Annotated in this window: 23 protein-coding genes; 6 read left to right on the top strand and 17 right to left on the bottom strand. The window is 72.8% G+C overall.

Annotated features, from left to right (window positions below):
- Nucleotides 1-96: 96 nt before the first annotated feature.
- The 7 genes from ABZ809_RS06370 to ABZ809_RS06340 all read right to left on the bottom strand — a co-directional run bounded on the left by ABZ809_RS06370 (nucleotide 97) and on the right by ABZ809_RS06340 (nucleotide 8708).
- A complete protein-coding gene (locus tag ABZ809_RS06370) occupies nucleotides 97-1269 on the bottom strand; it encodes a glycosyltransferase family 4 protein (RefSeq protein WP_357561330.1) in 1173 nt (390 codons plus the stop codon).
- The gene (locus ABZ809_RS06365; RefSeq protein ID WP_357561329.1) at nucleotides 1266-2096 is read right to left on the bottom strand and encodes a glycosyltransferase family 2 protein; all 831 of its coding nucleotides are present in this window, start codon (nucleotides 2094-2096) and stop codon (nucleotides 1266-1268) included. Before ABZ809_RS06365 ends, ABZ809_RS06370 begins: the two co-directional genes overlap by 4 nt.
- The gene (locus ABZ809_RS06360) at nucleotides 2093-3244 is read right to left on the bottom strand and encodes a glycosyltransferase (protein ID WP_357561328.1); all 1152 of its coding nucleotides are present in this window, start codon (nucleotides 3242-3244) and stop codon (nucleotides 2093-2095) included. Before ABZ809_RS06360 ends, ABZ809_RS06365 begins: the two co-directional genes overlap by 4 nt.
- The gene (locus ABZ809_RS06355; protein ID WP_357561327.1) at nucleotides 3244-4353 is read right to left on the bottom strand and encodes a polysaccharide pyruvyl transferase family protein; all 1110 of its coding nucleotides are present in this window, start codon (nucleotides 4351-4353) and stop codon (nucleotides 3244-3246) included. Before ABZ809_RS06355 ends, ABZ809_RS06360 begins: the two co-directional genes overlap by 1 nt.
- Entirely contained in the window at nucleotides 4350-5825 is a 1476-nt protein-coding gene (locus ABZ809_RS06350) for an oligosaccharide flippase family protein (RefSeq protein WP_357561326.1), read from the bottom strand. The genes ABZ809_RS06355 and ABZ809_RS06350 overlap by 4 nt, the downstream gene beginning before the upstream one ends.
- Entirely contained in the window at nucleotides 5776-7056 is a 1281-nt protein-coding gene (locus tag ABZ809_RS06345; RefSeq protein WP_357561325.1) for an O-antigen ligase family protein, read from the bottom strand. The genes ABZ809_RS06350 and ABZ809_RS06345 overlap by 50 nt, the downstream gene beginning before the upstream one ends.
- Nucleotides 7057-7385: 329 nt before the next feature.
- Nucleotides 7386-8708, bottom strand: a complete 1323-nt coding sequence (locus ABZ809_RS06340) for a hypothetical protein (RefSeq protein ID WP_357561324.1) — start codon at nucleotides 8706-8708, stop codon at nucleotides 7386-7388.
- Nucleotides 8709-8938: 230 nt separating this feature from the next.
- On the opposite strand from ABZ809_RS06340, the gene ABZ809_RS06335 reads away from it, so the two are divergent.
- From ABZ809_RS06335 to hutH, 6 genes are all read left to right on the top strand, one after another.
- A complete protein-coding gene (locus ABZ809_RS06335; RefSeq protein WP_357561323.1) occupies nucleotides 8939-9790 on the top strand; it encodes a MurR/RpiR family transcriptional regulator in 852 nt (283 codons plus the stop codon).
- A gap of 16 nt (nucleotides 9791-9806) precedes the next feature.
- The gene (gene hutU / locus ABZ809_RS06330; RefSeq protein WP_357561322.1) at nucleotides 9807-11465 is read left to right on the top strand and encodes a urocanate hydratase; all 1659 of its coding nucleotides are present in this window, start codon (nucleotides 9807-9809) and stop codon (nucleotides 11463-11465) included.
- Nucleotides 11462-12661 (top strand): allantoate amidohydrolase, encoded by a 1200-nt coding sequence (locus ABZ809_RS06325; RefSeq protein ID WP_357561321.1) that lies wholly within the window; start codon nucleotides 11462-11464, stop codon nucleotides 12659-12661. The genes hutU and ABZ809_RS06325 overlap by 4 nt, the downstream gene beginning before the upstream one ends.
- A gap of 397 nt (nucleotides 12662-13058) precedes the next feature.
- Nucleotides 13059-14417 (top strand): formimidoylglutamate deiminase, encoded by a 1359-nt coding sequence (locus tag ABZ809_RS06320; RefSeq protein WP_357561320.1) that lies wholly within the window; start codon nucleotides 13059-13061, stop codon nucleotides 14415-14417.
- Nucleotides 14414-15583 (top strand): imidazolonepropionase, encoded by a 1170-nt coding sequence (gene hutI / locus ABZ809_RS06315; protein ID WP_357561319.1) that lies wholly within the window; start codon nucleotides 14414-14416, stop codon nucleotides 15581-15583. The genes ABZ809_RS06320 and hutI overlap by 4 nt, the downstream gene beginning before the upstream one ends.
- Nucleotides 15580-17118, top strand: coding sequence for a histidine ammonia-lyase (hutH, locus tag ABZ809_RS06310; RefSeq protein ID WP_357561318.1), 1539 nt, complete (start codon nucleotides 15580-15582; stop codon nucleotides 17116-17118). Before hutI ends, hutH begins: the two co-directional genes overlap by 4 nt.
- Before the next feature lie 4 nt (nucleotides 17119-17122).
- Here hutH and ABZ809_RS06305 read toward each other — a convergent pair whose 3' ends face one another.
- From ABZ809_RS06305 to ABZ809_RS06260, 10 genes are all read right to left on the bottom strand, one after another.
- The gene (locus tag ABZ809_RS06305) at nucleotides 17123-18046 is read right to left on the bottom strand and encodes an AEC family transporter (RefSeq protein ID WP_357561317.1); all 924 of its coding nucleotides are present in this window, start codon (nucleotides 18044-18046) and stop codon (nucleotides 17123-17125) included.
- Nucleotides 18047-18137: 91 nt separating this feature from the next.
- Nucleotides 18138-18755 (bottom strand): RdgB/HAM1 family non-canonical purine NTP pyrophosphatase, encoded by a 618-nt coding sequence (gene rdgB, locus ABZ809_RS06300; RefSeq protein WP_357561316.1) that lies wholly within the window; start codon nucleotides 18753-18755, stop codon nucleotides 18138-18140.
- Complete coding sequence (rph, locus tag ABZ809_RS06295; RefSeq protein ID WP_357561315.1) at nucleotides 18752-19483, bottom strand: ribonuclease PH; 732 nt, start codon at nucleotides 19481-19483, stop codon at nucleotides 18752-18754. The genes rdgB and rph overlap by 4 nt, the downstream gene beginning before the upstream one ends.
- 66 nt (nucleotides 19484-19549) lie before the next feature.
- The gene (locus ABZ809_RS06290; protein ID WP_357561314.1) at nucleotides 19550-20296 is read right to left on the bottom strand and encodes an MBL fold metallo-hydrolase; all 747 of its coding nucleotides are present in this window, start codon (nucleotides 20294-20296) and stop codon (nucleotides 19550-19552) included.
- A 301-nt stretch (nucleotides 20297-20597) separates the two neighbouring features.
- On the bottom strand, nucleotides 20598-21563 hold the full coding sequence (locus ABZ809_RS06285; RefSeq protein ID WP_357561313.1) for a pyridoxal-phosphate dependent enzyme: 966 nt from the start codon (nucleotides 21561-21563) through the stop codon (nucleotides 20598-20600).
- Between the two features lie 14 nt (nucleotides 21564-21577).
- Entirely contained in the window at nucleotides 21578-21925 is a 348-nt protein-coding gene (locus ABZ809_RS06280; protein WP_357561312.1) for a MoaD family protein, read from the bottom strand.
- 72 nt (nucleotides 21926-21997) lie between these two features.
- Nucleotides 21998-22486, bottom strand: coding sequence for a M67 family metallopeptidase (locus ABZ809_RS06275; protein ID WP_357561311.1), 489 nt, complete (start codon nucleotides 22484-22486; stop codon nucleotides 21998-22000).
- Nucleotides 22487-22539: 53 nt separating this feature from the next.
- On the bottom strand, nucleotides 22540-23034 hold the full coding sequence (locus ABZ809_RS06270) for a DUF2017 domain-containing protein (protein ID WP_357561466.1): 495 nt from the start codon (nucleotides 23032-23034) through the stop codon (nucleotides 22540-22542).
- Between the two features lie 2 nt (nucleotides 23035-23036).
- Nucleotides 23037-23327: an ATP-dependent Clp protease adapter ClpS gene (gene clpS, locus ABZ809_RS06265; RefSeq protein ID WP_089001780.1), complete on the bottom strand. Its 291-nt coding sequence runs from the start codon at nucleotides 23325-23327 to the stop codon at nucleotides 23037-23039.
- Between the two features lie 148 nt (nucleotides 23328-23475).
- Complete coding sequence (locus ABZ809_RS06260) at nucleotides 23476-25026, bottom strand: hypothetical protein (protein ID WP_357561310.1); 1551 nt, start codon at nucleotides 25024-25026, stop codon at nucleotides 23476-23478.
- Between the last annotated feature and the right edge of the window lie 14 nt (nucleotides 25027-25040).

Here is a 25040-nt window from a genome sequence, read left to right as displayed (position 1 = left end):
CTATTGCCCCCGCGAACTGTACGGACAAGATGTTGCGCGTCGGGGGGCCAGGGCCCGCCGACGCGCAACGTCCTCATCCGGCATCCGCGGCTCGGCTCACCGGCCAGGTGCGGCCTCGACCCCTGCGCCGGTCGGAAGCGAGGCGTACGCCGCCTGCAACTGCCGGCGAACCGCCGCCGAGCTGTGGTGCGCCACCACCCACTCCCGTCCGTTGGCGGCGAGTTGCGCGGCGGTCTCCGGCGCGGACAGCAGCCCGCTGACCGCCGCGATCCAGCCGGCCCGGTCGTCGGCGACGCGCACGTGAACGCCGTCCGTCACGCCCGCGCGGTCGGCCACCATGCTGGTCGTCACGCTCGCAACGCCGGCCGACATCGCCTGGATGAGCTTCAACTGGACGCCGGTACCCCGGAAGATCGGGGCGATGGCGACGGCGGCATCCACATAGTGGGGCTCGACCGCGGGCGCGTTGGCGTGCAGTTCGATGCCGTTTCCGACCAGTTCCTGAACCGCCTTGGGCGGGTCCGTGCCGACGATCCGGAGCCGGGCGTCCGGAACGGCGTCACGAATTCCCTGCCAGCACTCACGCACGAACCACATGAGGCCGTTGACGTTCGCCTCGTAGCTGAGCCGACCGACGAACAGGACCGTCGGTGCGACCGGACCCGCCTGCCGCTGGACGGAGAAGTCGCAGGGGCTTCTGACGAGGAAGGTGTTGGGCCGCTCCTGGCCGGGCAGGGACGGAGCGGAGAGCAACAGGGGAACACCCATGCTGACCAGCTTGTCCTCCCGGGCCCGCATCCGGGGTGCCTCCACGCGACCCAACGCCCGCCAGGCGGGGCTGGGCCCGTGCGAGGCGAGCTGCTCGTAGTACTCGCTGCGGAACTCGTCCAGGTCGATGATGACCGGCGTCGAGCCACAGGCCTCGACCAGGTGGACGGTACGGAAGACGTTGAGGTGCACGACGTCCGGCTGGAAGTCGTCCAACTCACGCCGCAGCGCGTCGGTGAGCGCCTTCGGGCTCGCGTACCCCGTCTGCAACGAGACCCCGGTGCCGAGTGCCCGCGCGGAGCGCAGCATGGAACCGACGCGTGGGTTGGGGACGAGGTTGCGCTCCTTGACCGGCAGGAGCTCCGCCAGCCGCGTCTCTTCCTCGTCGTGCACCAGCCCAAGGAAGCGGACGTCGTGCTCGGCGGCGAGCATCTCCAGGATCACGAGGCTGCGCGGGCGAACCGACGCCGGGATCCATGGCGCTACAAACAGAATCTTCAAATCGGCAGCCTCCTCAGGGCCGACGCGAGGAGTCGCTGACTCCGCGTGCCATGCTTCGCGAAATAGACATACATGCCGGACCGGTACAGGTTGTTCTTGCCGACCGCAGCGGTGCTGGTGCTCTCCTTGTGTTCGGCGACACTCGTCCCGACCGACGCGACGCCCCAGCCAGCGGCGTGCAGCCGCGTGCACAGGTCGACGTCCTCGAAGTAGAGGAAGAAGCCGGGGTCGAATCCACCGATGGACCGGAAGGCATCACCCCGTACGAGCATGCAGAAGCCGGACACCCAGGCGGCCCCGCGCACCTCGCCGGTCGGTTCGACGTCGAGATACTCGAGCATCTGGAACTTCTTACGCAACAGGGTCGTCCGAGCCAGATACTGCTTCAGGCCCCGCGGCACCAGATGGTCGACCTTCAGCGCCGCCAGCCACTCCTTCGCGATGCTCGGCTCGGGCCCCGCCGAGATTCCGAACCGCCCGTCCGGGTACCGCATCAGCGGCGCGACCACCCCCAACTTCGAGTCGGCCTGCAGGGCCTCCACCAGAAGCGCGAAGGACTCGGGGGCGATGTGGCAGTCGGGGTTGAGCAGGAAGTACGCGTCGGCATCGGGGAGGGTCTCCGCGGCGGCGTTGATCGCCTTGCCGAAGCCGACGTTCGGCAGCGAGATGACCGGATACCCGAAGGACTTCGCGACCTCGACGCTGTCGTCGGTGGAGGAGTTGTCCACGACCACGACGTGGTCCACCGGCAGGGCGCCCAGGCAGCCCAGACTCTCAGGAAGCTCCCGGGCGGAGTTGTAGGAGACGATGATGGCTGCGGTTTTCACTGTCGACTCGCAATCCCATAGGCGTCGAGGTACGAGCGGACGGTGTCGTCCCAACGGAACGCCCGCTCGATGTGTGCGCGGGCACGCCGACCGCGCTGCGCGGCGTCCTCGGGTGATTCGACCGCGGCCCGGACGGCCGCCGCGGTCTCGTCGGCCGTCGACGCGGTGTACAACATCGAGGCGTCACCACGGACCGACTCGGCCGGTCCACTCGACGTGATGACGGGACAGCCGAGGGCCATGGCGTGCGCCACCTTCATCAGCACTCCGCCGCCCACGATCGACGGCACGACGACGGCGTGGGCGTCGAGCATCTCCGACCGGATGTCGGGCACCGCACCGGTCACCACCACCCTGCTGTCGCTCTCGCCGAGACCGACCACGTCGGCGGAGGGCTCCGCCCCGACGATTCTGAGCTCCGCCTGCGGCATGTTCTGCCACACCAGCGGCATCACCTCGCGCGCGAGGAACTGGGCGACCAGTGCGTTCGCGCGTCGCCACATCGCCCCGGCGAACACCAGTCGCGGTCGCTCCGTCGCCGCCGGCGGCGACCAGGACCGTTCATCGACGTGAATTCCCGGCCGGGCGAGCACGGTGTTCGAGTTGTATGCCGCGGCGACCGCGAAGTCGGCGTCGGACAGGGTGATGACGGCGGCCGCCTGCCGGATCGCCGCGCGTTCGAACCGGCGCGTCCGAAGCAGCTCGGCGAGACGGTACGGCCGTTCCAGGCCGGACGACGCCCGGTACGACTCCAGCATCACCTTCTCGGTGATGTCGTGCAGGCCCAGCACCGACGCGGGGCTGATCCCGACGACCTCGGCGGACTGCAGATACTCCGAGTGCACGACATCAGGCCGAATCCGGCGGATGAGCTCGGCGGCCTCCCGGGTCGCTTCCCGCGGCCACGCCTGGCGGAGCCATGCCGGTTCGACCCGGAAACGGTCCCGGTGGCTCGGACGAGCGGTGGCCGTGGCGGGCAACAAGGTGTACTTCAGGTCGTCCCGCTCGGCTGGCGCCGTGTGCTCCGGCGAGTAGACGAAGAGGTCGACCTGTTCCGCCAACCGCGGTGTGAGCTGCACGATCGTGTCGGCCGCGGCATGGTGGTGGTGCGCGTTGGGCGCGAACGGGGTGAGCAGGAGAACCCGCATCAGCCCAGCCGCTTCACAAGCGCCGTGACGAACCCCTGCGCGATCCGTCCCTGGGCCGCGACCCGCTGGGCGGCCTCCCGGAACTGCTCGGCGGACGCGGCAGCCGCGGTCGCGGTGCGGTAGAGCGTCTCGGCGTCGACGTCCGGCGGCACCAGGTACTCGCGGAGCCCCAGGTCGACGAAGGCGTCATGGACCTTCCGCTCGTACGCGATGGCCACCGTCGGAACGCCGATCGCCACCGCCAGGAGGGCCGCGTGCAGGCGGGTGCCGAGGACGAGCTGGTTCGTCGCGAGCGACTGCAACCAGTCGCGGAGGGCTCCGGCGAGAGGCCGGCTGCCGTCCAACGGGGTCGAGTCCAGGGTGAGCAGGTCGCGGAAGTCGCGCTCGTAGATGACGCGGTCGTCCTCGCCGTGCGCGCCACGACCGAAGGCCATCGGAAGGAACCTGCCCGACCAGCCGTCCTGGCGGAGCCGGGCGGCACATCCGGAGGTCGCCACCACCAGTGAACTCTCGAGTTCGGGCGCGAGCGGTCGCATCGACAGCGCGAAGCGGCGGCCGGGAGCGACCGGCTCCAGATCGGGCAACGGCAGGGTGTACGCCATGTCACCGATCACCTCCGCACCGGAGCCGAAATGCGACGCGGTCCGCTCGTCGCGCACACCGACCGCGACACAGGAGGCACCGATGAGCCGAAGCACCTGACGACCCAGCGGCGTTCCCCCCTCCCGCACGCCCACGCCGACAGTGGCAACAGGCGTTCCCGCCAACTTGGCCATCGCGATGATCCTGCCGAACATCGGCAGGGTGCCCGGCCAGGCCAGGTTGGGGGAACGCTCCTGGAAGACCGTCCCAGGGCCGAGCAGGAGCAGGTCGCACGACTTGATCGCGCGCTGCACCGCGACCTGGCGCTCCGAGGCGCCACGGGCCCGCAGCACGGGCATGTGCTCCGTCTGCACGCCGTGCAGTTCGGCGACCCGGTCCGGGTTGGGGCAGAAGACCACGAACGACGCGTTCTCCTTGACCGCGCGGACGCAGGTGATGAGCGAGTGGAGAAGAATCTCGTCTCCGAGATTGTCCGATCCGAACCACCCGACTATTCCGACCCTCACATGTCCTCCGTCGTCGCAGCCCGCAGTTGGCCTGCGGCCCTTCGTTGTGCCACAAATCTGGCGGTAGCCAGAGCAAGGATGACGCCCCCGATGGTGAAGGACGCCGGGGCGGATTCCATTACGGCCAGGAGTCCGGCGAGCGCCCATGCCGCCGCCGCCACGCTTCCGACCGACATGAGGACCGGCCAGACCAGTTCTCTGATCCGCAGGAACCACAGCATCGACCCGGCCACGACAAGCTCGTTCAGCACCATCGCACAGGCGGCGCCGTAAGCGCCGTACCTGCCGTCGAGGGCGAGGTTCAGTCCGACGCTGCCGCAGATACTCAGCACGAGCACCACCAACCGGCTGGTGGCACGGCCCCGGGCGAGCAGAATGGCGGACAGACCGAAGTTGGCGAATCGCAGTGCGAGGAACAGGGTGAGCACCATCGCGAGTTCCGGGATGCGCCCCGCCTGGTCGCCGAACAGCACCACGGTCGCGATCGGGATGCCGATGAACATGACGCCGGCGGCGCCCTGGCCCGCGAGGCCGAAGAACTGGAAGACCGTGAGCGGGTCGTTCGCCTGGGCGGCCCTGGAGGCCCGCTGTGGCGCGGCATAGGCAAGGGCGCCGATGCCCATGGACGCCGCGACCTGGATCGCCGGTCCGATGATGGCCGCGGCCGACACGTACTCTCCGACCTCCGCGGCGGCCACGAAGAACGCGAGGATGAAGACGTCGCCGCGGAAGTAGAAGAGACCGAGGAGGTCGGAGGCGAAGTACGGCAGCGCCAGCCTGATGTGGTGGGCCGAGCGGACACCTCGGGAGGCACGGAGCGACGGCAGGATCCGCACGACGAGAACTGCGGCAGCCGATCTGAGGACGGACGTCGTCACGAAGTAGACGGCAGCGTCATGGAGAGTGAGCCCGTCCAGCAGCCACACGTCGACCGCGCACGCGCCGACGAGCAGGAGGCCGGTGGACGTGTTCGTCAGCGGTTCGGCCCAGGCCGAACGGGTGCCCCGGATGAGGACCCACGCCGTCTCGTTCCACTGTTCGAGGAGGCTGGCGACGAAGATGAGGAAGAAGGCGAGTTGCGCTTCCGGGGGAAGCAGGACGCCGATCAGCACGTACGCGACGGCGGCAGCCGCCATCAACACGGCGAAACGGCCGCTGTGGATCCGGGCGACCACGGGCGGCGAGACGGTCCCCGCAGCGACTTCCCTGGTCAGATAGGTCGGCAGGCCGAGGGAGAGCGCGGCGGCGGCGAAGGACGCGGAGAGCGTGGCCATCCCGTAGAAGCCGACGGCCTCGACGCCGGCGCCTCTGGTCAGGAAGGCCATGACCACCAGGGTGGTCAACCGCGTGGCCAGGGTGGAGAGCCCCAGCAGGCCCGACACGACCGTCAGGGACGTGCGCCGCCCCGCCGGTGTCCTGGCCTCAGTCGCGACCATTGCCAGTCGCAACGGCTGAGAACCGCGTCCGGGCATAGAAATAGCCCGCCACGAGCGCGAACATCAGAAAATAGGGCCCCTGCATCAGTCCCCAGCCCGTCATACCGATAAGGACAAGACCCGGCAGTGCGCTGACCAGCACCCTGGGTGCCGCTTCCGAGGTCCGCACACGAAAGACGGAGCGGGTGGCCGCCGTCGCCGTCCGCACGAACGGCAGCCAGAGGAGCAACGCGCCGACGATGCCCACCTCGGCGACACTCAGCAGCAACACGTTGTGCACCGGGACACCACTCGCGGTGAGCTTGTCCATGGTGCCGACGACGGCGACGTAGCTGTTGGGCCCCACCCCGGCCCACGGATACGAGCGGATCACGTCCACCGCCACCGAAATGAGGTGTTGCCGGGAGCCACCACCGGGGTCTGCCATGAATCGCTCGACCAGCCACGGTAGCGACGCCACGCCGAGCACGCCGGTAAGGCCGATGACCACGAAGTACCTCTTCTGCCAGCGCCCGGTCATCAGCTCGAGCAACATGAAGATGAGGATCATGGAGACCACGGCTGCGAGAACCGTGCGGCTCTGAGTGAGGGACACGCCGAGGAGGACGACACCGAGCGTCGCCCAGGCCACCCACCGCTGCCGCACCGTCCGCTGCGGCAGGGTCAGCGCGCACAGGCCGCAGAAGAACAGCACCTTCGCCAGCTCGCCCGGATGGCTCGTCAGGCCCGTGGCACGCCCGAGCACGTCGAGCGCCTGTGTCCCGGAGACGCGCCGCAGCGGAAAACCGAGGACCGCCGCGGTGATCGCGAAGAGTTGCAGCCACGCCACGGCCGCGAAGGCCCAGAGCAGAATCGAGTGCCGGCGGTCCGCACGCTCGGCCGCGCTGCCGATGGCGAACACGATTGCCGCCAGGCAGAAGTGCAGCAGGCCGCTCAGGGTACGCAGGGACGTCTCCCAGGAGACCACGGCGAACAGCGCCAGCCAGCCGAAAAACGGCACCCACAGGAAGAGGGCGCGGACGAGTCGACGACGCGTGTGCAGCGCGACCAACAGCAACGCCACGGCGATCGCGATGGTGTACGAGTACAGCGTCGGCGTTCCGGTCGCCACGCCGGAGTAGATGACGACTTCGGTGGGAGCAAGGGCGACCGGCACCAGCCCGAGCGTCGCCACCAGGAACGCCAGTCCGGCGACGATCCGCTGATCCGGATCAGACCGCAGGCCCTCGGCGAGCGTCCGGCCGGCCCGGGTCAGGCGCGTGAACACGCTCGGGGCTCGATGACGGCCCGGCCCACGGGCTCCGTGGCTCCTGCCGGCCTGGCCGGCAGCCGGGTCGACGTACGTCCGAACTGGCTGCTGACCGCCGCTGCGCCAGGTTGCCGGGGTATGGCGTGGATCACCCTGGGGATGACCATAGGCCGTACCGGTGACCATGACATCTCCGTATCAGCCTTGGTCGGCCAGGCGCTGCCACAGCTGCGCTGGTCGTGCCGTCGTGCGGGGGGCTCGCTCACGCCTCGGTGGCGGAGTCCGGAACCGATGGCGGATCGGCCCGGGGCGAAGCGAGGCTTCGCGCGCTCATCATAGAGGTGGCGTCAGAAGCGCGCGTTGTCACGGATGGAGTTGACCACGCGCCGAATGGTGTCCATCCAGTCCACCGGCGAGGTCATTCGCAGCACGAGCTGGCGGTCGATCGCACCGTCCGGATCCGAACGCCAGAAGGCGACCACGACAACGCCGTACTTCTCGGTGCCGTTCAGTCTCAAGGTCTCGGCCAGGAAGACGTACTCCCCACCGCTGCGCCACTGCAGCCCCCACGCCTCCTCCGCCTTGCGCAGGGCGTCGCGTCGCTCCTCGTCGCAGTCAGGACAGTTGCGGACGATCAGCTCGCCGCCGATCTCCGAGTTGTCCCCGATCGAGGCACCGCAGTTGTACTTGACCTGCCCCTCCGTGCTGCCGCCGGGAGTGCACGTCCAGTCGGACGGCGCCGCGAACTCGAAGCCCAGGCCCTCCGGGTTCAGCGTTCGTACCGCGTCGCCCCTGCCGAAGATCTGCCACCTGGGCCAGTCCCCCGGCCGGGGCGGCTCAAGGCCCGGCTGCTGCGGACGTGCGGTCGGTGACCAGCCCGACGGGCCGGACTCGACCACACCTGTGGGAGAGGGGCTTGCCGTCGGCTCGGTCGTGCCCTCGCGCCCGATCCAGACGAAGGCGCCCGCACCACCGGCGACGACCAACACCAGTGCGACGATCCCCACCCAGAGCCCGGCACGGCGCCGGCGCGTCGCGGTTGGCGTGATGCGGCGATCAGGTGCGGCGAACGGGTCGTACGGCGGGACGCCAGGCGGCGCGGCGGCAGGCGTCTGGGTCGCGTTGGCGATCGGCTGCGCCGGCATCGCGGTGGTCGGCGCGTCCCAGCCCGCCGCCGGCGGGGCCGAGGCCGGGTCCGGGGTCGACGGTCCCGGCTGGGCGGAGATCGGAGTTGCCTGTACCGCCCACGGCAGGTGCGGCGGCCCGGAGATCGACTGCGGGACCCCGGAGACCTGCTGGGGCATCCCGGAGACCTGCAGGGGCATCCCGGATACCTGCTGGGGCACCCCGCTGACCTGCTGGGGCACCCCGGAGACCGGCCGCGCGGCCGACGGGTCCGGGGTGTACTCCACACCGAGCGCCCGGAACAGCTTCTCCGCTCCCGGCCCCACCTCTGCCGGGTAGGCCACCCAGGGCGCGGCTGCCGAGAAGTCGGCGTAGGCGTAGGGCACGGCGTCCGGCGCCTGCGCCAGGGAGTCCGCGATCCCGACGAACGCCTCCCGCCAACCGGGGGCGGCGGCGACGGTGGCGTCCAGGACGGCCACCGTGACGAAACGGCCCTGCTCGTCGATGGCCGCCCACGCCTTACCCACCGGAGACTCACCCAGCATGTGGGTGAACCTGTAGGGACCTCCCGGCTGCATGCGAACTCCTCTGCTCAACCGCCGTGCGGATCCTACAGAGCCGACGCCAGCGCTTCCGCCCGCCCGTCGTGGGCCCGACACCTGCTGGGACGCCACGACAAGTCGCGCCACGTGCCGGTGGGCGACGCGTCGGCCGCACCGCCGGTGTTCCGACAGACGGCTTGCCGTCTGAAAGTTTTTATGCATAGGGTCACAGCATGAATGAGGGAGCTGACGTGGCACCCCCCGAGCAGGTGCTGGACCTGTTCCAGGGGGTCCGGCTCACCCCGACCCAGCGCCGCATCGCGCACTGCCTGGTGCAGCACGCGCCAGCCGCGGCGTACCTGTCGGCGGCCGAGGTCGCCGAGCTGGCCGGGGTCAGCCAGCCGTCGGTCACCCGGTTCGCGATCGCGCTCGGCCACGACGGCTACCCCGCGCTGCGCCGCCGGCTCCGCGAGCTGACCGCCGGCGCCCCCGGCGGTGCCAGCGGCTCCGGCAACGAGCTCCAGCAGGCGGTACGCGCCGAGATCGGCAACCTGGACCACCTCGCCGGGCAGCTCGCCGACCGGGACCGGATCGCCGAGACCGGGAAGCTGCTGGCCGCCAGCCGCCCGCTGCCGGTGCTCGGCCTGCGCGCCGCCGCCCCGCTCGCCGCGTACTTCGCCTACTTCGCCGCCAAGGTGCACCCCGACGTGCGGGTGCTCGACGACGGCGGCAGCCTGCTCACCGACCGCCTCGAACAGGCCGCCGAGGCCGGGGCGGGCGCGCTGCTCGCCTTCGTGCTGCCCCGCTACCCCCGGGAGACCCTGGACGCGCTGCGCGAGGCCCGGGCGGCCGGCCTCACCGTGGTCGCCATCACCGACTCGCCGGTCAGTCCGGCCACCGAGCACGCCGACGTGGTGTTGCCGGCCGCCGTCGGCGCGCAGCTCGTCTTCGACCTGCACACCGCACCGATGACGCTGGCCATGGTGCTGCTCCAGGCCATCTGCGACGCCGCCCCGGCCGAGACCCAGCGCCGGCTGGAGGCATTCGAAGCCTCCGCCGCCCGCCGCCAGTTGTTCCTCGGATGACCGGAGGAGACCCGAGATGACCCAGCCCGTCCGCGCCGCACGCGGCACCGAGCGCACCGCCCGCGGTTGGCCGCAGGAGGCCGCGCTGCGGATGCTGATGAACAACCTCGACCCCGAGGTGGCCGAGCGCCCCGACGACCTGGTGGTCTACGGCGGCACCGGGAAGGCCGCCCGGGACTGGCCGTCGTACCACGCGCTGGTGCGTACCCTGACCGACCTGCGCGACGACGAGACCATGCTGGTGCAGTCCGGTCGGCCGGTCGGCGTCATGCGCACCCACGAGTGGGCGCCCCGGGTGCTGCTGGCCAACTCCAACCTGGTCGGCGACTGGGCCACCTGGCCGGAGTTCCGCCGCCTCGAACAGCTCGGCCTCACCATGTACGGGCAGATGACCGCCGGTTCGTGGATCTACATCGGCACCCAGGGCATCCTCCAGGGCACCTACGAGACGTTCGCCGCCGTCGCCGCCAAACGGTTCGGCGGAACCCTGGCGGGCACGCTGACGCTGACCGCCGGCTGCGGCGGGATGGGCGGGGCGCAGCCCCTCGCGGTCACCATGAACGGCGGCGCCTGCCTGGTCGTCGACGTCGACCGCAGCCGGCTCGACCGTCGGGTGCACGACCGCTACCTCGACGAGGTCGCCGACTCCCTGGACGACGCCGTCGAGCGGGTGCTGGCCGCGAGGCGGGACCGCCGTGCGCTGAGCGTCGGCGTGGTGGGCAACGCGGCGACGGTCTTCCCCGAGCTGCTGCGCCGGGGCGTCGACATCGACGTGGTCACCGACCAGACCAGCGCGCACGACCCCCTGTCGTACGTGCCGGAGGGGGTGGAGCTGGCCGACGCGCGGGACTACGCGGCGGCGAAGCCCGCCGAGTTCACCGATCGGGCGCGGGCGTCGATGGCGAAGCACGTCGAGGCGATGGTCGGTTTCCTGGACGCCGGGGCGGAGGTCTTCGACTACGGCAACTCGATCCGGGGCGAGGCGAAGCTGGGCGGCTTCGATCGGGCCTTCGACTTCCCCGGTTTCGTGCCCGCGTACATCCGGCCGTTGTTCTGCGAGGGGAAGGGCCCGTTCCGGTGGGCGGCCCTCTCCGGTGACCCGGCCGACATCGCCGCGACGGACCGGGCGATCCTGGAGCTGTTCCCGGAGAACGAGTCCCTGGCCCGGTGGATCCGGCTGGCCGGCGAGCGGGTCGCCTTCCAGGGCCTGCCGGCGCGGATCTGCTGGCTCGGCTACGGAGAGCGCGACAGGGCCGGTGTGCGGTTCAACGAGATGGTCGCCTCCGGCGAGCTGTCCGCACCGGTGGTGATCGGCCGCGACCACCTGGACTGCGGCAGCGTGGCCAGCCCGTACCGGGAGACCGAGGCGATGGCCGACGGCTCCGACGCGGTCGCCGACTGGCCGCTGCTCAACGCGCTTGTCAACACCGCCAGCGGGGCCTCCTGGGTGTCGATCCACCACGGCGGCGGGGTCGGCATCGGCCGGTCGATCCACGCGGGACAGGTCTGCGTCGCCGACGGCTCCGCCCTGGCCGGTCAGAAGATCGAGCGGGTGCTCACGAACGACCCGGCGATGGGCGTCATCCGACACGTCGACGCCGGCTACGACGCCGCCCGCGAGGTCGCGGAGGCCACCGGCGTCCGGGTGCCGATGGCGGAGGGGGACAACCCGTGAGTGACCTCGCCGGCCGGTTCCGGGGGCTGTGGGACGAGATCGCGCCGATCGGGCGGGACGGCCGCAGCGGCGGTTACCTGCGGTACGCGCTGACCGAGCCGGAGCTGCGGCTGCGGGAGTGGTTCCGCGCGCAGGCCGACCGCCGGGGCATGCCGGTCACCGAGGACGGCAACGGCAACCTGTTCGCCCGGTGGGGCGATCCGGCGGCCGGCGACGCGGTGTTGACCGGCAGCCACTTCGACTCGGTGCCGCACGGCGGGGCGTACGACGGGCCACTCGGCATCGTCAGCGCGTTCCTCGCCGTCGACGAGCTGCGCGCGGCCGGCGTCGTGCCGGCTCGTCCCCTCGTGGTCGGCGCGTTCGTCGAGGAGGAGGGGGCGCGGTTCGGCGTGCCCTGCCTCGGTTCGCGGCTGCTCGCCGGGGAGATCCCGGTGGACCGCGCGGCCGGGTTGCGCGACGCCGACGGGGTGAGCTTCGCCGAGGCGCTGGGCGCCCGGCCGGCGGGCGCCCGGCCCGAGCTGCTCGGCGGCTTCGCCACCTTCGTCGAGCTGCACGTCGAGCAGGGCCGCGCGCTGGTCGACGCCGACGCGCCCGTCGCGGTCGCCAGCGCGATCTGGCCGCACGGCCGCTGGCGCTTCGAGTTCACCGGCGAAGGCAACCACGCCGGTACGACCCGGATGGCCGACCGCCGCGACCCCATGCTGACGTACGCCTTCACCGTGCTGGCGGCGAACAAGGAGGCCCGGCTGCGGGACGCCCACGCCACGGTCGGCCGGGTGGCGGTGGAACCCAACGCCACCAACGCGATCCCGTCGAAGGTGACCGGCTGGCTGGACGCCCGGGCCGCCGAGCCGGAGACGCTGGCGGGGCTGGTCGACGCGGTGCGCGCGAAGGCCGCCGAACGGGCCCGCCGGGACGGCACGGAGCTGGCGCTGACCGAGGAGTCGGCCACCCCGCTGGTCGCCTTCGACGGCGGCCTGGCCGACCGGCTCGCCGCGCTGCTCGGCGCCCCGGTGCTGCCCACCGGGGCGGGCCACGACGCGGGGGTGCTCGCGGCGCACCTGCCCACGGCGATGCTCTTCGTGCGCAACCCGACGGGGGTGTCGCACTCGCCCGCGGAGTCGGCCACCGACGCCGACTGCGCCGCCGGGGTGACCGCCCTGGCCCGGGTGCTGGAGGAGCTGACATGCCGCTGACCGGCCGGCCGGCCGCTCGCACGTCTGCCTCAGTCGCCGGACGCGGCCCTTGCCCGGTCCATCCGCCGGACGCTGTCGAGCTGCCCGCACCGATGGGGCACCGCTATCCAGCCCGTCCCGCGGACGCTGTCGAGCTGCCCGCACCGATGGGGCACCCCTACCCAGCCCGTCCCGCGGACGCTGTCGAGCTGCCCGCACCGATGGGGCACCGCTATCCAGCCCGTCCCGCGGACGCTGTCGAGCTGCCCGCACGGACGGGGCAGCGACCGGGACGGGCTGGTTCGTTGGGCACGGTGGCGTCGCCGACGGGGCGGGGCCACCGTGGCGTGCGACGCTCGCCCGGGCGGTCGGATCCGGCGGTCCTATGGACGGGGCAGCTCGACAGGGGGCGAACGACATGACCGCGACCCGCTGGCTGGCCGAGTACGCCTGGCTGCCCGACCGCGCCGCGCCGACCCCCGACGTGCTGATCGCGACGGCGGACGGGCGGATCACCGACGTGACGCCGCTGACCGCCGGGAGCGGCCCGCCGGCCGGCGTCGAGGTGCTCGCCGACGCGGTCCGGCTGCCCGGGTTGACCCTGCCCGGGCTCGCCAACGCGCACTCGCACGCGTTCCACCGGGCGCTGCGCGGGCACACCCACGGCGGGCGCGGCGACTTCTGGACCTGGCGCGACCGGATGTACGCGGTCGCCGCCCGCCTGGACCCGGACTCGTACCTGGCCCTGGCCCGGGCGGTCTACGCCGAGATGGCGTTGGCCGGCGTCACCTGTGTCGGCGAGTTCCACTACCTGCACCACGACCCGGACGGCACGCCGTACGCCGAGCCGAACGTGATGGGCGCGGCGCTGGTCGAGGCCGCCGCGCAGGCCGGGATCCGGATCACCCTGCTGGACACCTGCTACCTCACCGCCACCGTCGACGGGCAGCCGCTCGCCGGGCCGCAGCGGCGGTTCGGCGACGGCGACGCGCTGCGCTGGGCGGAGCGGGCCGACGCGTTCAGGCCCGCCGCCGGGCACGCCCGGGTGGGCGCGGCGATCCACTCGGTGCGCGCGGTGCCGGCCGGGCAACTCGCCACCGTGGCCGGGTGGGCGGGCCGGCGCGGCGCGCCACTGCACGTGCACCTCTCCGAGCAGCCCGCCGAGAACGACGCCTGCCGGGCGGTGCACGGCCGCACCCCGGCCGGACTGCTCGCCGACCACGGGGCGCTCGGCCCGGACACGACCGCCGTGCACGCCACGCATCTGACCAGCGGAGACCTCACGCTGCTCGGAGACAGCCGCACCGGCGTCTGCCTCTGCCCGACCACCGAGCGGGACCTGGCCGACGGGATCGGCCCGGCCCGGCGGATGGCCGACGCCGGCCTGCCGCTCAGCCTGGGCAGCGACAGCCACGCCGTGGTCGACCTCTTCGAGGAGGCCCGCGCGGTGGAGCTGGACGAGCGGCTGCGTACCCGCCGACGCGGCCACTTCAGCCCCGCCGAGCTGGCGGCGGCGGCCACCGTGGATGGCCACGCCGCGCTGGGCTGGCGCGACGCCGGGCGGCTCGCCGTGGGGGACCGCGCCGACCTGGTGACCGTACGGCTGGACAGTCCGCGCACGGCCGGCGTACCGCCGGTGGGGGTGTGGTTCGCGGCGGGCGCCGCCGACGTCACGCAGGTCGTCGTGGACGGTCGGGTGGTGGTGCGCGACGGCCGCCACCTGACGGTCGACGTGCCGGCCGAGCTGACCTCGGCCATCGGGGAGGTGACCTCTTGAGCGGTCTGCTGGTCGACAACATCGGCGAGCTGGTGACCAACGACCCGACCTGCGGCGAGGGCGGGCCGCTGGGCATCCGGCGCGACGCCGCCCTTCTCGTCGAGGAGGGGCGGGTGGTCTGGGTCGGGCCGGCCCGCGACGCGCCGGCCGCCGACCGGCGGATCGACGCCGAGGGCGGCGCGGTGCTCCCCGGCTTCGTGGACAGCCACGCCCACCTGGTCTTCGCCGGGGACCGGGCCGTCGAGTTCGCCGCCCGGATGGCCGGGCAGCCGTACACCGGCGGGGGCATCCGGACCACGGTCGGGGCGACCCGGGCCGCCTCCGACGACGAGCTGCGCGCCACCGTGCGCCGGCTGCGCGGCGAGGCGATGCGGCAGGGCACCACCACCATGGAGATCAAGAGCGGGTACGGCCTCACCGTCGCCGACGAGGCCCGGTCGCTGGCGATCGCCGCCGAGGTCAGCGAGGAGACCACCTTCCTCGGCGCCCACGTGGTCCCCGCCGAGTACGCCGACCGCCCCGACGACTACGTGGGCCTGGTCTGCGGGCCGATGCTGGCCGCCGCCGCGCCGCACGCGCGCTGGATCGACGTCTTCTGCGAACGGGGCGCGTTCGACGTCGACCACGCCCGCGCGATCCTCGCCTGCGGTCAGGCCGCCGGGTTGGGCGTGCGGGTGCACGCCAACCAGCTCGGCCCGGGGCCGGGCGTGCGGCTCGGCGTGGAGCTGGGCGCGGCGAGCGTCGACCACTGCACCCACCTGACCGACGCCGACGTCGACGCCCTGGCCTCGGCCGACACGGTCGCCACCCTGCTGCCGGGGGCCGAGTTCTCCACCCGCTCGCCGTACCCGGACGCCCGCCGGCTGCTCGACGCCGGAGTCACCGTGGCGCTGGCGACGGACTGCAACCCCGGTTCGTCGTACACCTCGTCGATGCCGTTCTGCGTGGCGCTCGCCGTACGCGAGATGCGGATGACCCCGGCGGAGGCCGTCTGGGCCGCGACGGCCGGGGGTGCGCGGGCGCTGCGCCGCGACGACGTCGGGGTGCTCGCCCGGGGGGCGCGGGCCGACCTGATGATCCTCGACGCCCCGTCCCACCTGCACCTGGCCTACCGGCCGGGTGTGCCACTGATCCGCCGGGTCCTGCACAACGGAGTGCCGCGATGACGCCTGTTTCCATCCAGCCCACCGGGATCTCCCCCGCCGACGTGCTCGCCGTCGCGCGCGGCGCCGCCAAGGTCGTCCTCGATCCGGCCGCGGTGGACGCGATGACCACCAGCCGGTCCATCGTGGACGGCATCGAGGCCGCCGGAAGGCCGGTCTACGGCGTCTCCACCGGCTTCGGGGCGCTGGCGAACACCTTCGTCGCGCCGGAGCGGCGGGCCGAACTCCAGCACGCGCTGATCCGCTCGCACGCCGCCGGGGTGGGCGCGCCGATGCCGCGCGAGGTGGTCCGGGCGATGATGCTGCTGCGGGTACGCTCGCTGGCCCTCGGCCGCTCCGGGGTCCGGCCGCTGGTCGCCGAGGCGCTTGTCGACCTGCTCAACCACGACGTCACCCCGTGGGTGCCGGAGCACGGCTCGCTGGGCGCCTCCGGCGACCTGGCGCCGCTGGCGCACTGCGCGCTGGTGCTGCTCGGCGAGGGGTGGGTGCTCGGCCCCGCCGGTGACCGGGTCCCCGCCGCCGACGCGCTGCGCCTGGCCGGGCTGGCGCCGATCGAGCTGGCCGCCAAGGAGGGGCTGGCACTGATCAACGGCACCGACGGCATGCTGGGCATGCTGCTGCTGGCGATCCACGACGCCGCGCACCTGTTCACGATGGCCGACGTCACCGCCGCCCTCGCCATCGAGGCGATGCTCGGCTCGGAGCGGCCGTTCCTGCCGGAGCTGCACGCCATCCGGCCGCATCCCGGGCAGTCGGCCTCGGCCGCGAACATCCACCGGCTGCTCCAGGACTCCCGGGTGATGGACTCGCACCGCGACGACCTGGCGCACGCGGTGCAGGACGCGTACTCGATGCGGTGTGCCCCCCAGGTCGCCGGGGCGGCCCGGGACACCCTCGGCTTCGTCCGCACCGTGGCCGACCGGGAGCTGGTCTCGGTGGTGGACAACCCGGTGGTGCTGCCCGACGGGCGGGTCGAGTCGACCGGGAACTTCCACGGGGCGCCGCTCGGCTTCGCCGCGGACTTCCTGGCCATCGCCGCCGCCGAGGTGGGCGCGATCGCCGAGCGCCGGGTGGACCGGCTGCTCGACGTCACCCGGTCCCGGGAACTGCCGGCGTTCCTCTCCCCCGACGCCGGGGTCAACTCCGGGCTGATGATCGCCCAGTACACGGCGGCCGGGATCGTCGCGGAGAACCGCCGGCTCGCCGCGCCCGCGTCGGTGGACTCGCTGCCCACCAGCGGGATGCAGGAGGACCACGTCTCGATGGGCTGGGCCGCGGCCAAGAAGCTGCGCACCGTGCTGGACAACCTGACCAGCCTGCTCGCGGTGGAGCTGCTCGCCGCCGTACGCGGACTCCAGCTACGGGCCCCGCTCGCCCCGTCGCCGGCCGGGCGGGCGGCCGTCGCGGCGCTCGGCGGGATCGCCGGGGAGCCCGGGCCGGACGTCTTCCTGGCCCCGCTGATGGAGGCCGCCCGGGCCGTGGTGGCCGGGCCCGAGCTGCGGGCCGCGATCGAGCAGGAGATCGGGCCGCTCGCCTGACGACTCAGCCGGCCAGCACCGCCACGCCGATCAGCACGGGCACGGCGGCCACGGTGGACAGGAGGATCGCGTCCCGGGCCAGGACCACTCCCCTGCCGTAGCGGAGCGCGTAGACGAAGACGTTCTGCGCGGTCGGCAGGGCGGCGGTGACGGTGCAGGCCAGCACGAGGCTCTGCGGCAACCCCAGCACGAAGCGGGCGACGAGGTAGGCGACGGTGGGCTGGACCACCGTCTTGAGCGCGACCGCGAGTCGGACGTCCCGCCCGGTGTCCCCGGAGCCGGGCGCGGGCGCGCCGTGCAGGGAGATGCCGTAGGCGATCAGGGTGGCGGGGACCGCCATCGCCGCGACGAGATCGATCGGCCGCAGCAACGGTTCCGGCGGCAGCCAGCCCGCCAGGCTGGCCGCCAGGCCCAGCGCGCAGGCGATGGTGATCGGGTTGGTGAACGGCTGGAGCAGCACCGTGCCGAGCGACGGCCTGCTCCCGGCCGTGCTCAGCTCGAGGACGGCGAACGCGATCGGCGCCATCACCACCAGTTGGAGCATCAGGACGGGCGCGACGAGCGCGGCGTCGCCGAGGACGTACACCGCCACCGGGATGCCGATGTTGGCCGCGTTGACGTACGAGGCGGCCAGGGCACCGATCGTCGCCTCCGGTACGGAACGCCGCCAGCGCAGCCTCGCGACGGCCACGAACACCGATGCCACGGCGGTGGTGCTCACCACGGTGACGACGAGGGCGGACGAGATGACCGCGTGGACGTCGGCGCGGGCCACGGTCCCGAACAGCAGCGCCGGGGTCGCCACGAAGAACGCGACCCGGGACAGCACGGTGGCCGCCTCGGGCCCCAGCACCCCGCCACGGCCGAGCCCGTAGCCGACGGCGATGACGGTGCCGATGACGGCGAAACCCGTCAGCACCCCTTGCACGTCGTCACTCCCCTGGTCGCCGCTGCGCTGATCGGCCCGTGCGTCGACCAGGCCCGCCCCGGGCGGGACGGCCAGTTCGTGCCGGGGCCTGTCAGCTCGCGGGCGGCAGCACCTTGGCGACCAGCTTGGCCAGCTCCCGCAGCGCCTTGCCGCGGTGGCTGATCGCGTCCTTCTCCTGCGGCGTCAGCTCGGCGTTGGTGCGGTCCTGCCCGTCGCCCAGGAAGATCGGGTCGTAGCCGAAGCCGCCGTCGCCGCGCGGCCCCCGGAGCAGCCGGCCGGTCTGCCGGCCGTCGACCAGGTGCTCCTTGCCCCCGGGCAGCACCAGCGCCACGGTGCAGACGAACGACGCGCCCCGGTGCTCGTCGGGGAGGTCCGCGATCTGGTCCAGCACCAGTTGGAGGTTGGCCTGGTCGTCGCCGTGCCGGCCGGCCCAGCGGGCGCTGAACACCCCGGGCATGCCGTTGAGGGCGTCGACGGCGAGCCCGGAGTCGTCGGCGATCGTCGGCAGGCCGGTGCGCCGGCAGCCCTCCCGCGCCTTGATCAGCGCGTTCTCGCCGAAGGTGAGGCCGCTCTCGGGCAGCTCCGGGTATTCCTCGACGTCGTCCAGCCCGAGCAGGGCGACGCGGTGCGCGCCGAGCGCGCCGTCGAGGATCCGCTGGAGCTCGACCAGCTTCTTACGGTTACGGGTCGCTAGCAGCACCTTGTTCATGAGTTGTCGAGCGCCTTTCGCTGAGCCTCGGCCAGTTCCACGCAGCCGGCGACGGCCAGGTCCAGCAGGGCGTCGAGCTGCTTCCGGGCGAACACGCCGGCCTCGCCGGTGCCCTGCACCTCGACGAACTCGCCGGCGCCCGTGCACACCACGTTCATGTCGACCTCGGCGGTCACGTCCTCGGCGTAGTCGAGGTCGAGCCGGGGCTCGCCGTCGATGATGCCGACGCTGATCGCGGCCACCGAGCGGTGCATCACCTTCTCCGGCTTGCCGGCCAGCGCCTTGCGCCCGGCCAGCCAGGTCACCGCGTCGTGCAGTGCCACGTAGGCGCCGGTGATCGCGGCGGTGCGGGTGCCGCCGTCGGCCTGGAGAACGTCGCAGTCGAGCACGATCGAGTTCTCACCGAGTGCCTTCAGGTCGATGGACGCCCGCAGGCTCCGCCCGATCAGTCGGGAGATCTCGTGGGTACGCCCGCCGACGCGCCCCTTCACGCTCTCCCGGTCGGAGCGGGTGTTGGTGGCCCTCGGCAGCATCGCGTACTCGGCGGTGACCCAGCCGAGCCCGGAGCCCCTGCGCCAGCGGGGCACCCCCTCGGTGACGCTGGCGGTGCAGAGCACCCGGGTCCCGCCGAACTCCACGAGTACCGAGCCCTCCGGATGGGTGCTCCAGCCCCGGGCCAGCGTCACAGGTCGGAGTTCGTCGGGTCGCCGCCCGTCAGGTCGCGCCATCCCTGAACCTTATGCGGTGACCCGATCGGGTCGTCCCGGGGTGTCCCGCGTCGGGCACGGGGCCCGTCAGATCTCGTAGCTGGCGCCGGGCCGGACCACCTCGAGGGGCCCGTCGTACGTGGCGCCGGCCGACTCGACTGTGTGCGCCTCGCTGCCCCAGGCGGCGACCAGATGGGTGAGCAGCAGCCGCCCCACGCCGGCCTTGGTCGCCGCCTCGCCGGCCTCCCGGCCGGTCAGGTGCAGGTCCGGCGGATTGTCCACGCCGTCGAGGTAGCTCGCCTCGCAGAGGAAGGCGTCGGCGTCCTGGGCCAGCCGGAGCAGCGCGTCGCAGGGCGCGGTGTCGGACGAGTAGCAGAGCACCCGGCCGTCGTGCTCCAGCCGGACGCCGTACGTCTCCACGGGATGGTTGACCCGGTCGACGGTGACCGCGAACGGGCCGATCGGGAAGCTGCCGGGTTCGAGTGCGTAGAACCGGTAGACGTCCTCGACGGTGCTGCCCTCCTGCCCGTAGGCCGTCGCCAGTCGGTCCGGCGCACCGGACGGGGCGTAGACCGGGAGCGACGGGTAGGGGCCGTCCGGGGCGTAGCGGCGGACCACCACGTACGACGCGGCGTCGAGGATGTGGTCGCAGTGCAGGTGGGTCAGGAGGATGGCGTCGGGGGCGTGCAGCCCGGCGTAGCGCTGGAGGTTGGACAGCGAGCCGGGGCCGAAGTCGAGCAGCAGCCGGAAGCCGTCCGCCTCCACGAGATAGGCCGAGCAGGGGGACTCGGGGCCGGGGAAACTGCCCGCGCAGCCCAGGACAGTCAGTCGCATCGAGTTGTCTCACTGTCACCCTGCGTAGCGTCCGTGTCGACGGTCGCTCTGTCGATGATCTCTACCGACGCGTACGCCACGCAGGGCAGCCTACGCTCGCGCGCGCGGCGGCAAGAGTCATCCACTGGAAGTTGTCACGAACGCGACACCCGCCCCGGGCCCCGCCGCACCGCCCGTCCGGCCCGCATGACGAGCCGGGGGGCCTGCCGGTAGCGCTGCGTGAGCGGGGCCGGCCACGTCGACGGGGCACCGACACGCGGCGGGGCCACCGACACGCGTCGATGGCCCCGGCCACGGTACGTCAGGCCCAGAGCTGCCCGTCCAGGGCCTCCTCCGCGTCGGCGAGGGTGCCGCCGTACGCGCCGGTGCTGAGGTATTTCCAGCCGCCGTCGCAGACCACGAAGGCCACGTCGGCGCGCCGGCCGTCCCGGACGGCCTCGTGCGCCACCGCCAGGGCGGCGTGCAGGATGGCGCCGGTGGAGAACCCGGCGAAGATGCCCTCCACCTCCACCAACTGCCGGGTGCGCAGCACCGCGTCACGGGTGCCGACGGAGAAGCGCCGGGACAGCACGGCGGCGTCGTAGAGCTCCGGGACGTAGCCCTCGTCGATGTTGCGCAGCCCGTAGACCAGCTCGCCGTAGCGCGGTTCGGCCGCGACGACCTGGACGCCCTCGACCTTCTCGCGCAGGTAGCGCCCGGTGCCCATCAGCGTCCCGGTGGTGCCGAGACCCGCCACGAAATGGGTGATCGTGGGCAGGTCGTGCAGCAGCTCCGGACCGGTCGTCTCGTAGTGCGCCCGGGCGTTCGCCTCGTTGCCGTACTGGAAGAGCATGACCCAGTCGGGGTGCTCGGCCGAGATCTGCTTGGCGGTGGCCACCGCCTGGTTGGAGCCGCCCGCCGCCGGCGAGAAAATGATCTCCGCGCCGTACATCCGGAGCAGCTGCACCCGCTCGGCCGAGACGTTCTCCGGCATCACGCAGACCAGCCGGTAGCCCCGCAGCTTCGCCACCATGGCCAGCGAGATGCCGGTGTTCCCGCTGGTCGGTTCGAGGATGGTGTCGCCCGGCCGGAGCCGGCCCGCCTCCTCGGCCGCACGGACCATGAACAGGGCCGCCCGATCCTTGATGCTGCCCGTCGGGTTCCGGTCCTCCAGTTTCGCCCAGAGCCGTACCGGCGGCGCCCCGTCGGGCACCGTCGGCGAGAGCCGGGGCAGCCCGACCAGGGGCGTGCCGCCACTGGCGTCGAGGAGGCTGTCGTACCGCGCCATGGTGACCGCCGCCGTCAGCGGGCGGCGACGGCCGTACGCGCGGCGGCACCCTGCTGGGCGATCGCGGCGGCCGCCGCGAAGCCGAAGGCGCCACCGGCGACGGCCGGCAGGATGGTCACGCTGTCGCCGTCGTTGAGCTTGGCGTCCAGCGCCCCGAGGAAGCGGACGTCCTCGTCGTTGACGTAGACGTTGACGAACCGGTGCAGCGCGCCGGCGTCGGTCACCAGCCGGGCCCGCAGGCCCGCGTGCCGGGAGTCCAGGTCGGTGAGCAGGTCGCCCAGCGTGTCGCCGGCTCCCTCGACCACCTTCGCGCCGCCGGTGTAGCTGCGCAGGATGGTGGGGATGCGAATCTCGATGGCCATGATGTCGTGCTCCTTGAAGATGATCGGGTGTGCCGGAAGGTGACGGGACTGGACGGGTGTCGCGGCGCTGGGTCAGCGGCCGGAACACTCGTAGTCGACCGTCGCCGGGCTCTGCCCGAACATGTAGGACTGCACGGCGTGCGGATCCACCCCCGCGTCGACGATCCGGACCGGCTCCTCGGTCACCACGCCGTCGACGATCCGGAAGGAGCGGATCTCCTCCGCGTCGGGCTCGCGGGTGGAGACCAGCAGGTAGTGCGCCCCCGGCTCGCCGGCGAAGGAGATGTCCGTCCGGGACGGGTAGGCCTCGGTCGCGGTGTGCGAGTGGTAGATCACCACGGGCTCCTCGTCCCGGTCGTCCATCTCGCGCCAGACGCGTAGCTGCTCCATCGAGTCGAACTCGTAGAACGTCATGGAGCGGGCCGCGTTGTCCATCGGGATGTGCCGGGTGGGGGTGTCGCTGCCGGCGGGACCGGCGACCACGCCGCACGCCTCGTCGGGGTGGTCACGACGGGCGTGGGCGACGATCGCGTCGATGATCGACCGGTCGATGCTCAGCACGTGCTCCAGCCTAACGCGTACCTGGCGCGACCTTAAGGTGGCAGCGGTCACGCCTAGTCGATCAGGGCGTTGAGCAGGGACTCCTGGAGATAGCCGAGGTAGGCGTAGACCGACAGTTGGAACACCCGGCTGGAGGCCGGATCCTCGGCGACCGCGTCGTCCAGTTCCTCGCCGAGGTCGGTGCCGTCCTTGATCTCCAACCGGACGCCCATCGCCAGCCGGGCGTCGTTGAGCGCCCGCAGCCACGCCTCGGCCGCCTCCGCGTCGAGGCGCACCTCGCCGCCGGCGGAGTCGGGCAGCGCGGCCAGGACGGCGCCGGCCTGGTCGATCTTGGCGGTCTTCAGGTCGCCCTCGGTGTAGCGACGGAACTCGGCGGCGCCGGACGGGTCGTCCGGGTACGCCTCGGGGAACAGCCGGCCCACCACCGGGTCGGAGTGGTCGAAGCCGTCGGTGAGCAGCCCCACCACCTCGGATGCCACCTTCCGCAGCACCCGCACCTCGTCGACGGCGAACGTGGCGACGTAGCGGTCGCCCTGGCGACGGAACATGCTCACGACCGGTCCACCGTCGCCCACAGCCCGTACGCGTGCAGCTGCGACGCGTCGTGTTCCATCCGCTCCCGGGCCCCGCTGGAGACCACGGCGCGACCCTTGTGGTGCACGTCGAGCATCAGTTGCTCCGCCTTCTCCCGGCTGTAGCCGAAGAGCTTCTGGAAGACCCAGGTCACGTACGTCATGAGGTTGACCGGGTCGTCCCACACGATGGTCACCCACGGTCGATCGGACGCCGGCACCTCGTCGGTGTCCGGCGTCTCGACGGGTGCAACCTGTGGAGCCGCCATGCCCCCCATCGTGCCACCGGATTCGGCGAACCGAGGAACCGGAACGCCGGCCCGGCGTGGATCACCGCGTTCGACCTGGTCACCGGCGTGGGCGACAGGTGGTGTCCGGCCCCGCGCGGGGCCGGACACGGCAGCGGCGGGACCGCCGTCAGGCGAGCAGGATGCCGTGGTCGACAGCATCGGAGAGCACCCCGTCCAGCGAGAGGCGGACCACCTCGAACCGCCGGGACACCTCCCGGGACAGCTCGAGTTCGATCTCGCGCAGCGCGCGCTGGGCCCAGGCCCGGGCGGCGTTGGGATCGTGGTTGCCGGGGCTGCGCCAGTGCTGCCAGCAGCCGCCCGACAGCGCCACGGCGATCGGCGGGAGCACCTCGACGCGCGCCACGCCCGGGCAGCTCGCCAGGGCATCGGTCGCACCCGTCCCGGCCAGCCCCGCCACGCCCCCGGTGCTGGTGACCAGCATGACGCGGTCCAGTTCCTGCTCGCCCTGCTGGTCGGCCAACACCCAGCGCATCGGGGCGTGCAGGCGCCTGACGACACCGGCCGGCAGCGGGGTGCCGAAGACCCGGCCGGCGGCCTCCTCGACGAGCCGGCGCACCGCCTGGTCGCACTGGGCCGTGGCCAGCAGCGACAGCGCCTCCATCTCCCGGTCGAGCACCTGCGGCAGGCCGGCGCAGCCGGCCCCGAAGACGATCTCCTGCACCACCCGGAGGTGGATGTTCGCCAGCTCCAGGGCCAGATGCTGTCGGATCCGCCGGGAGTAGGTGCGGGCCTGCCGGTCGAGCTGCTCCGACCAGTCGCCCGGCTCGGCCACCACCGGCACCCGGCCGTGCGACCCGGGCAGCACCGGCGGCTCGGCGCTCGCCCGCCGCAGCCCCTCGTCGGCGGCCCAGCCCACCAGAGCCCGGCGCAGGTCCGCCGCGTCACCTCCGGCGAGCGGGAACCAGCGGGCGTCGGCGAGCCCGGGAACGGCGGCCAGCAGTGCGGCCCGGTGCGCCTCGACGGTGACCGCCACCGGGTCCACCGGGGTCGGATCGGCGGCCCCGGCCGGCGCGACGGACACCCCCGTGTCCTCCGTCGTCACCGTGCCGTCGGGCACCTGAGCCCAGCCGCCCGAACCGGCGGTGACCGCGAAGAAGACCTCGACGCGGGCCCGGGCAGCCTCGGCGAGCAGGTTGAGCTCGGCGGCGGTGAAGGTCTGGTCGGCGGCGATCACGAAGAGCACCGCCCCGGCCCTGCCCGCCGCGTCACGCAGCACCTGCCCGCCGGCCGCGCCGAGGACATCCGTGTCCGGCGTGTCGACGAGGCTGAAGTGCCGCAGCAGCGGCTTGGGCAGGCTCAGCTCGACCCGACGCGGCGGACGCGCCAGCGCCGGCCCGGCGGCCAGCAGGTCGGCGCCGTACGAATGGGGCCGGCGGTAGCCGGGCACGTAGGCGGCCCGGGTCGGCACCTGGGCGTGGCGCACCACGAGCCAGCCGCCGGCCGGCACGCCGAGCATGCCGGGATCGGTCTGGAGCAGCCGGGCGAGCACCTCCGGCCGCCCCGCGCCGGCCGGGCCCATGGCGACCACGGCCAGCGGCTCCTCCGGGCCCGGCTCGGTCACCCCCAGCCGGGTGGGCAACCGCCCCCAGCGGGGCAACCCCGCGGCGCCGGCCATGTCGTCAGGCACGTCGACGGCAGGGAGAGGACCGGGCTTCATCGAAAGCGTCCTCC

It is taken from the genome of Micromonospora sp. NPDC047074 (assembly GCF_040643815.1).
Classification (GTDB): domain Bacteria; phylum Actinomycetota; class Actinomycetes; order Mycobacteriales; family Micromonosporaceae; genus Micromonospora.
The sequence above is the reverse complement of the archived record's forward strand: the minus strand, read 5'-3'. Positions and strand labels throughout refer to the sequence as shown.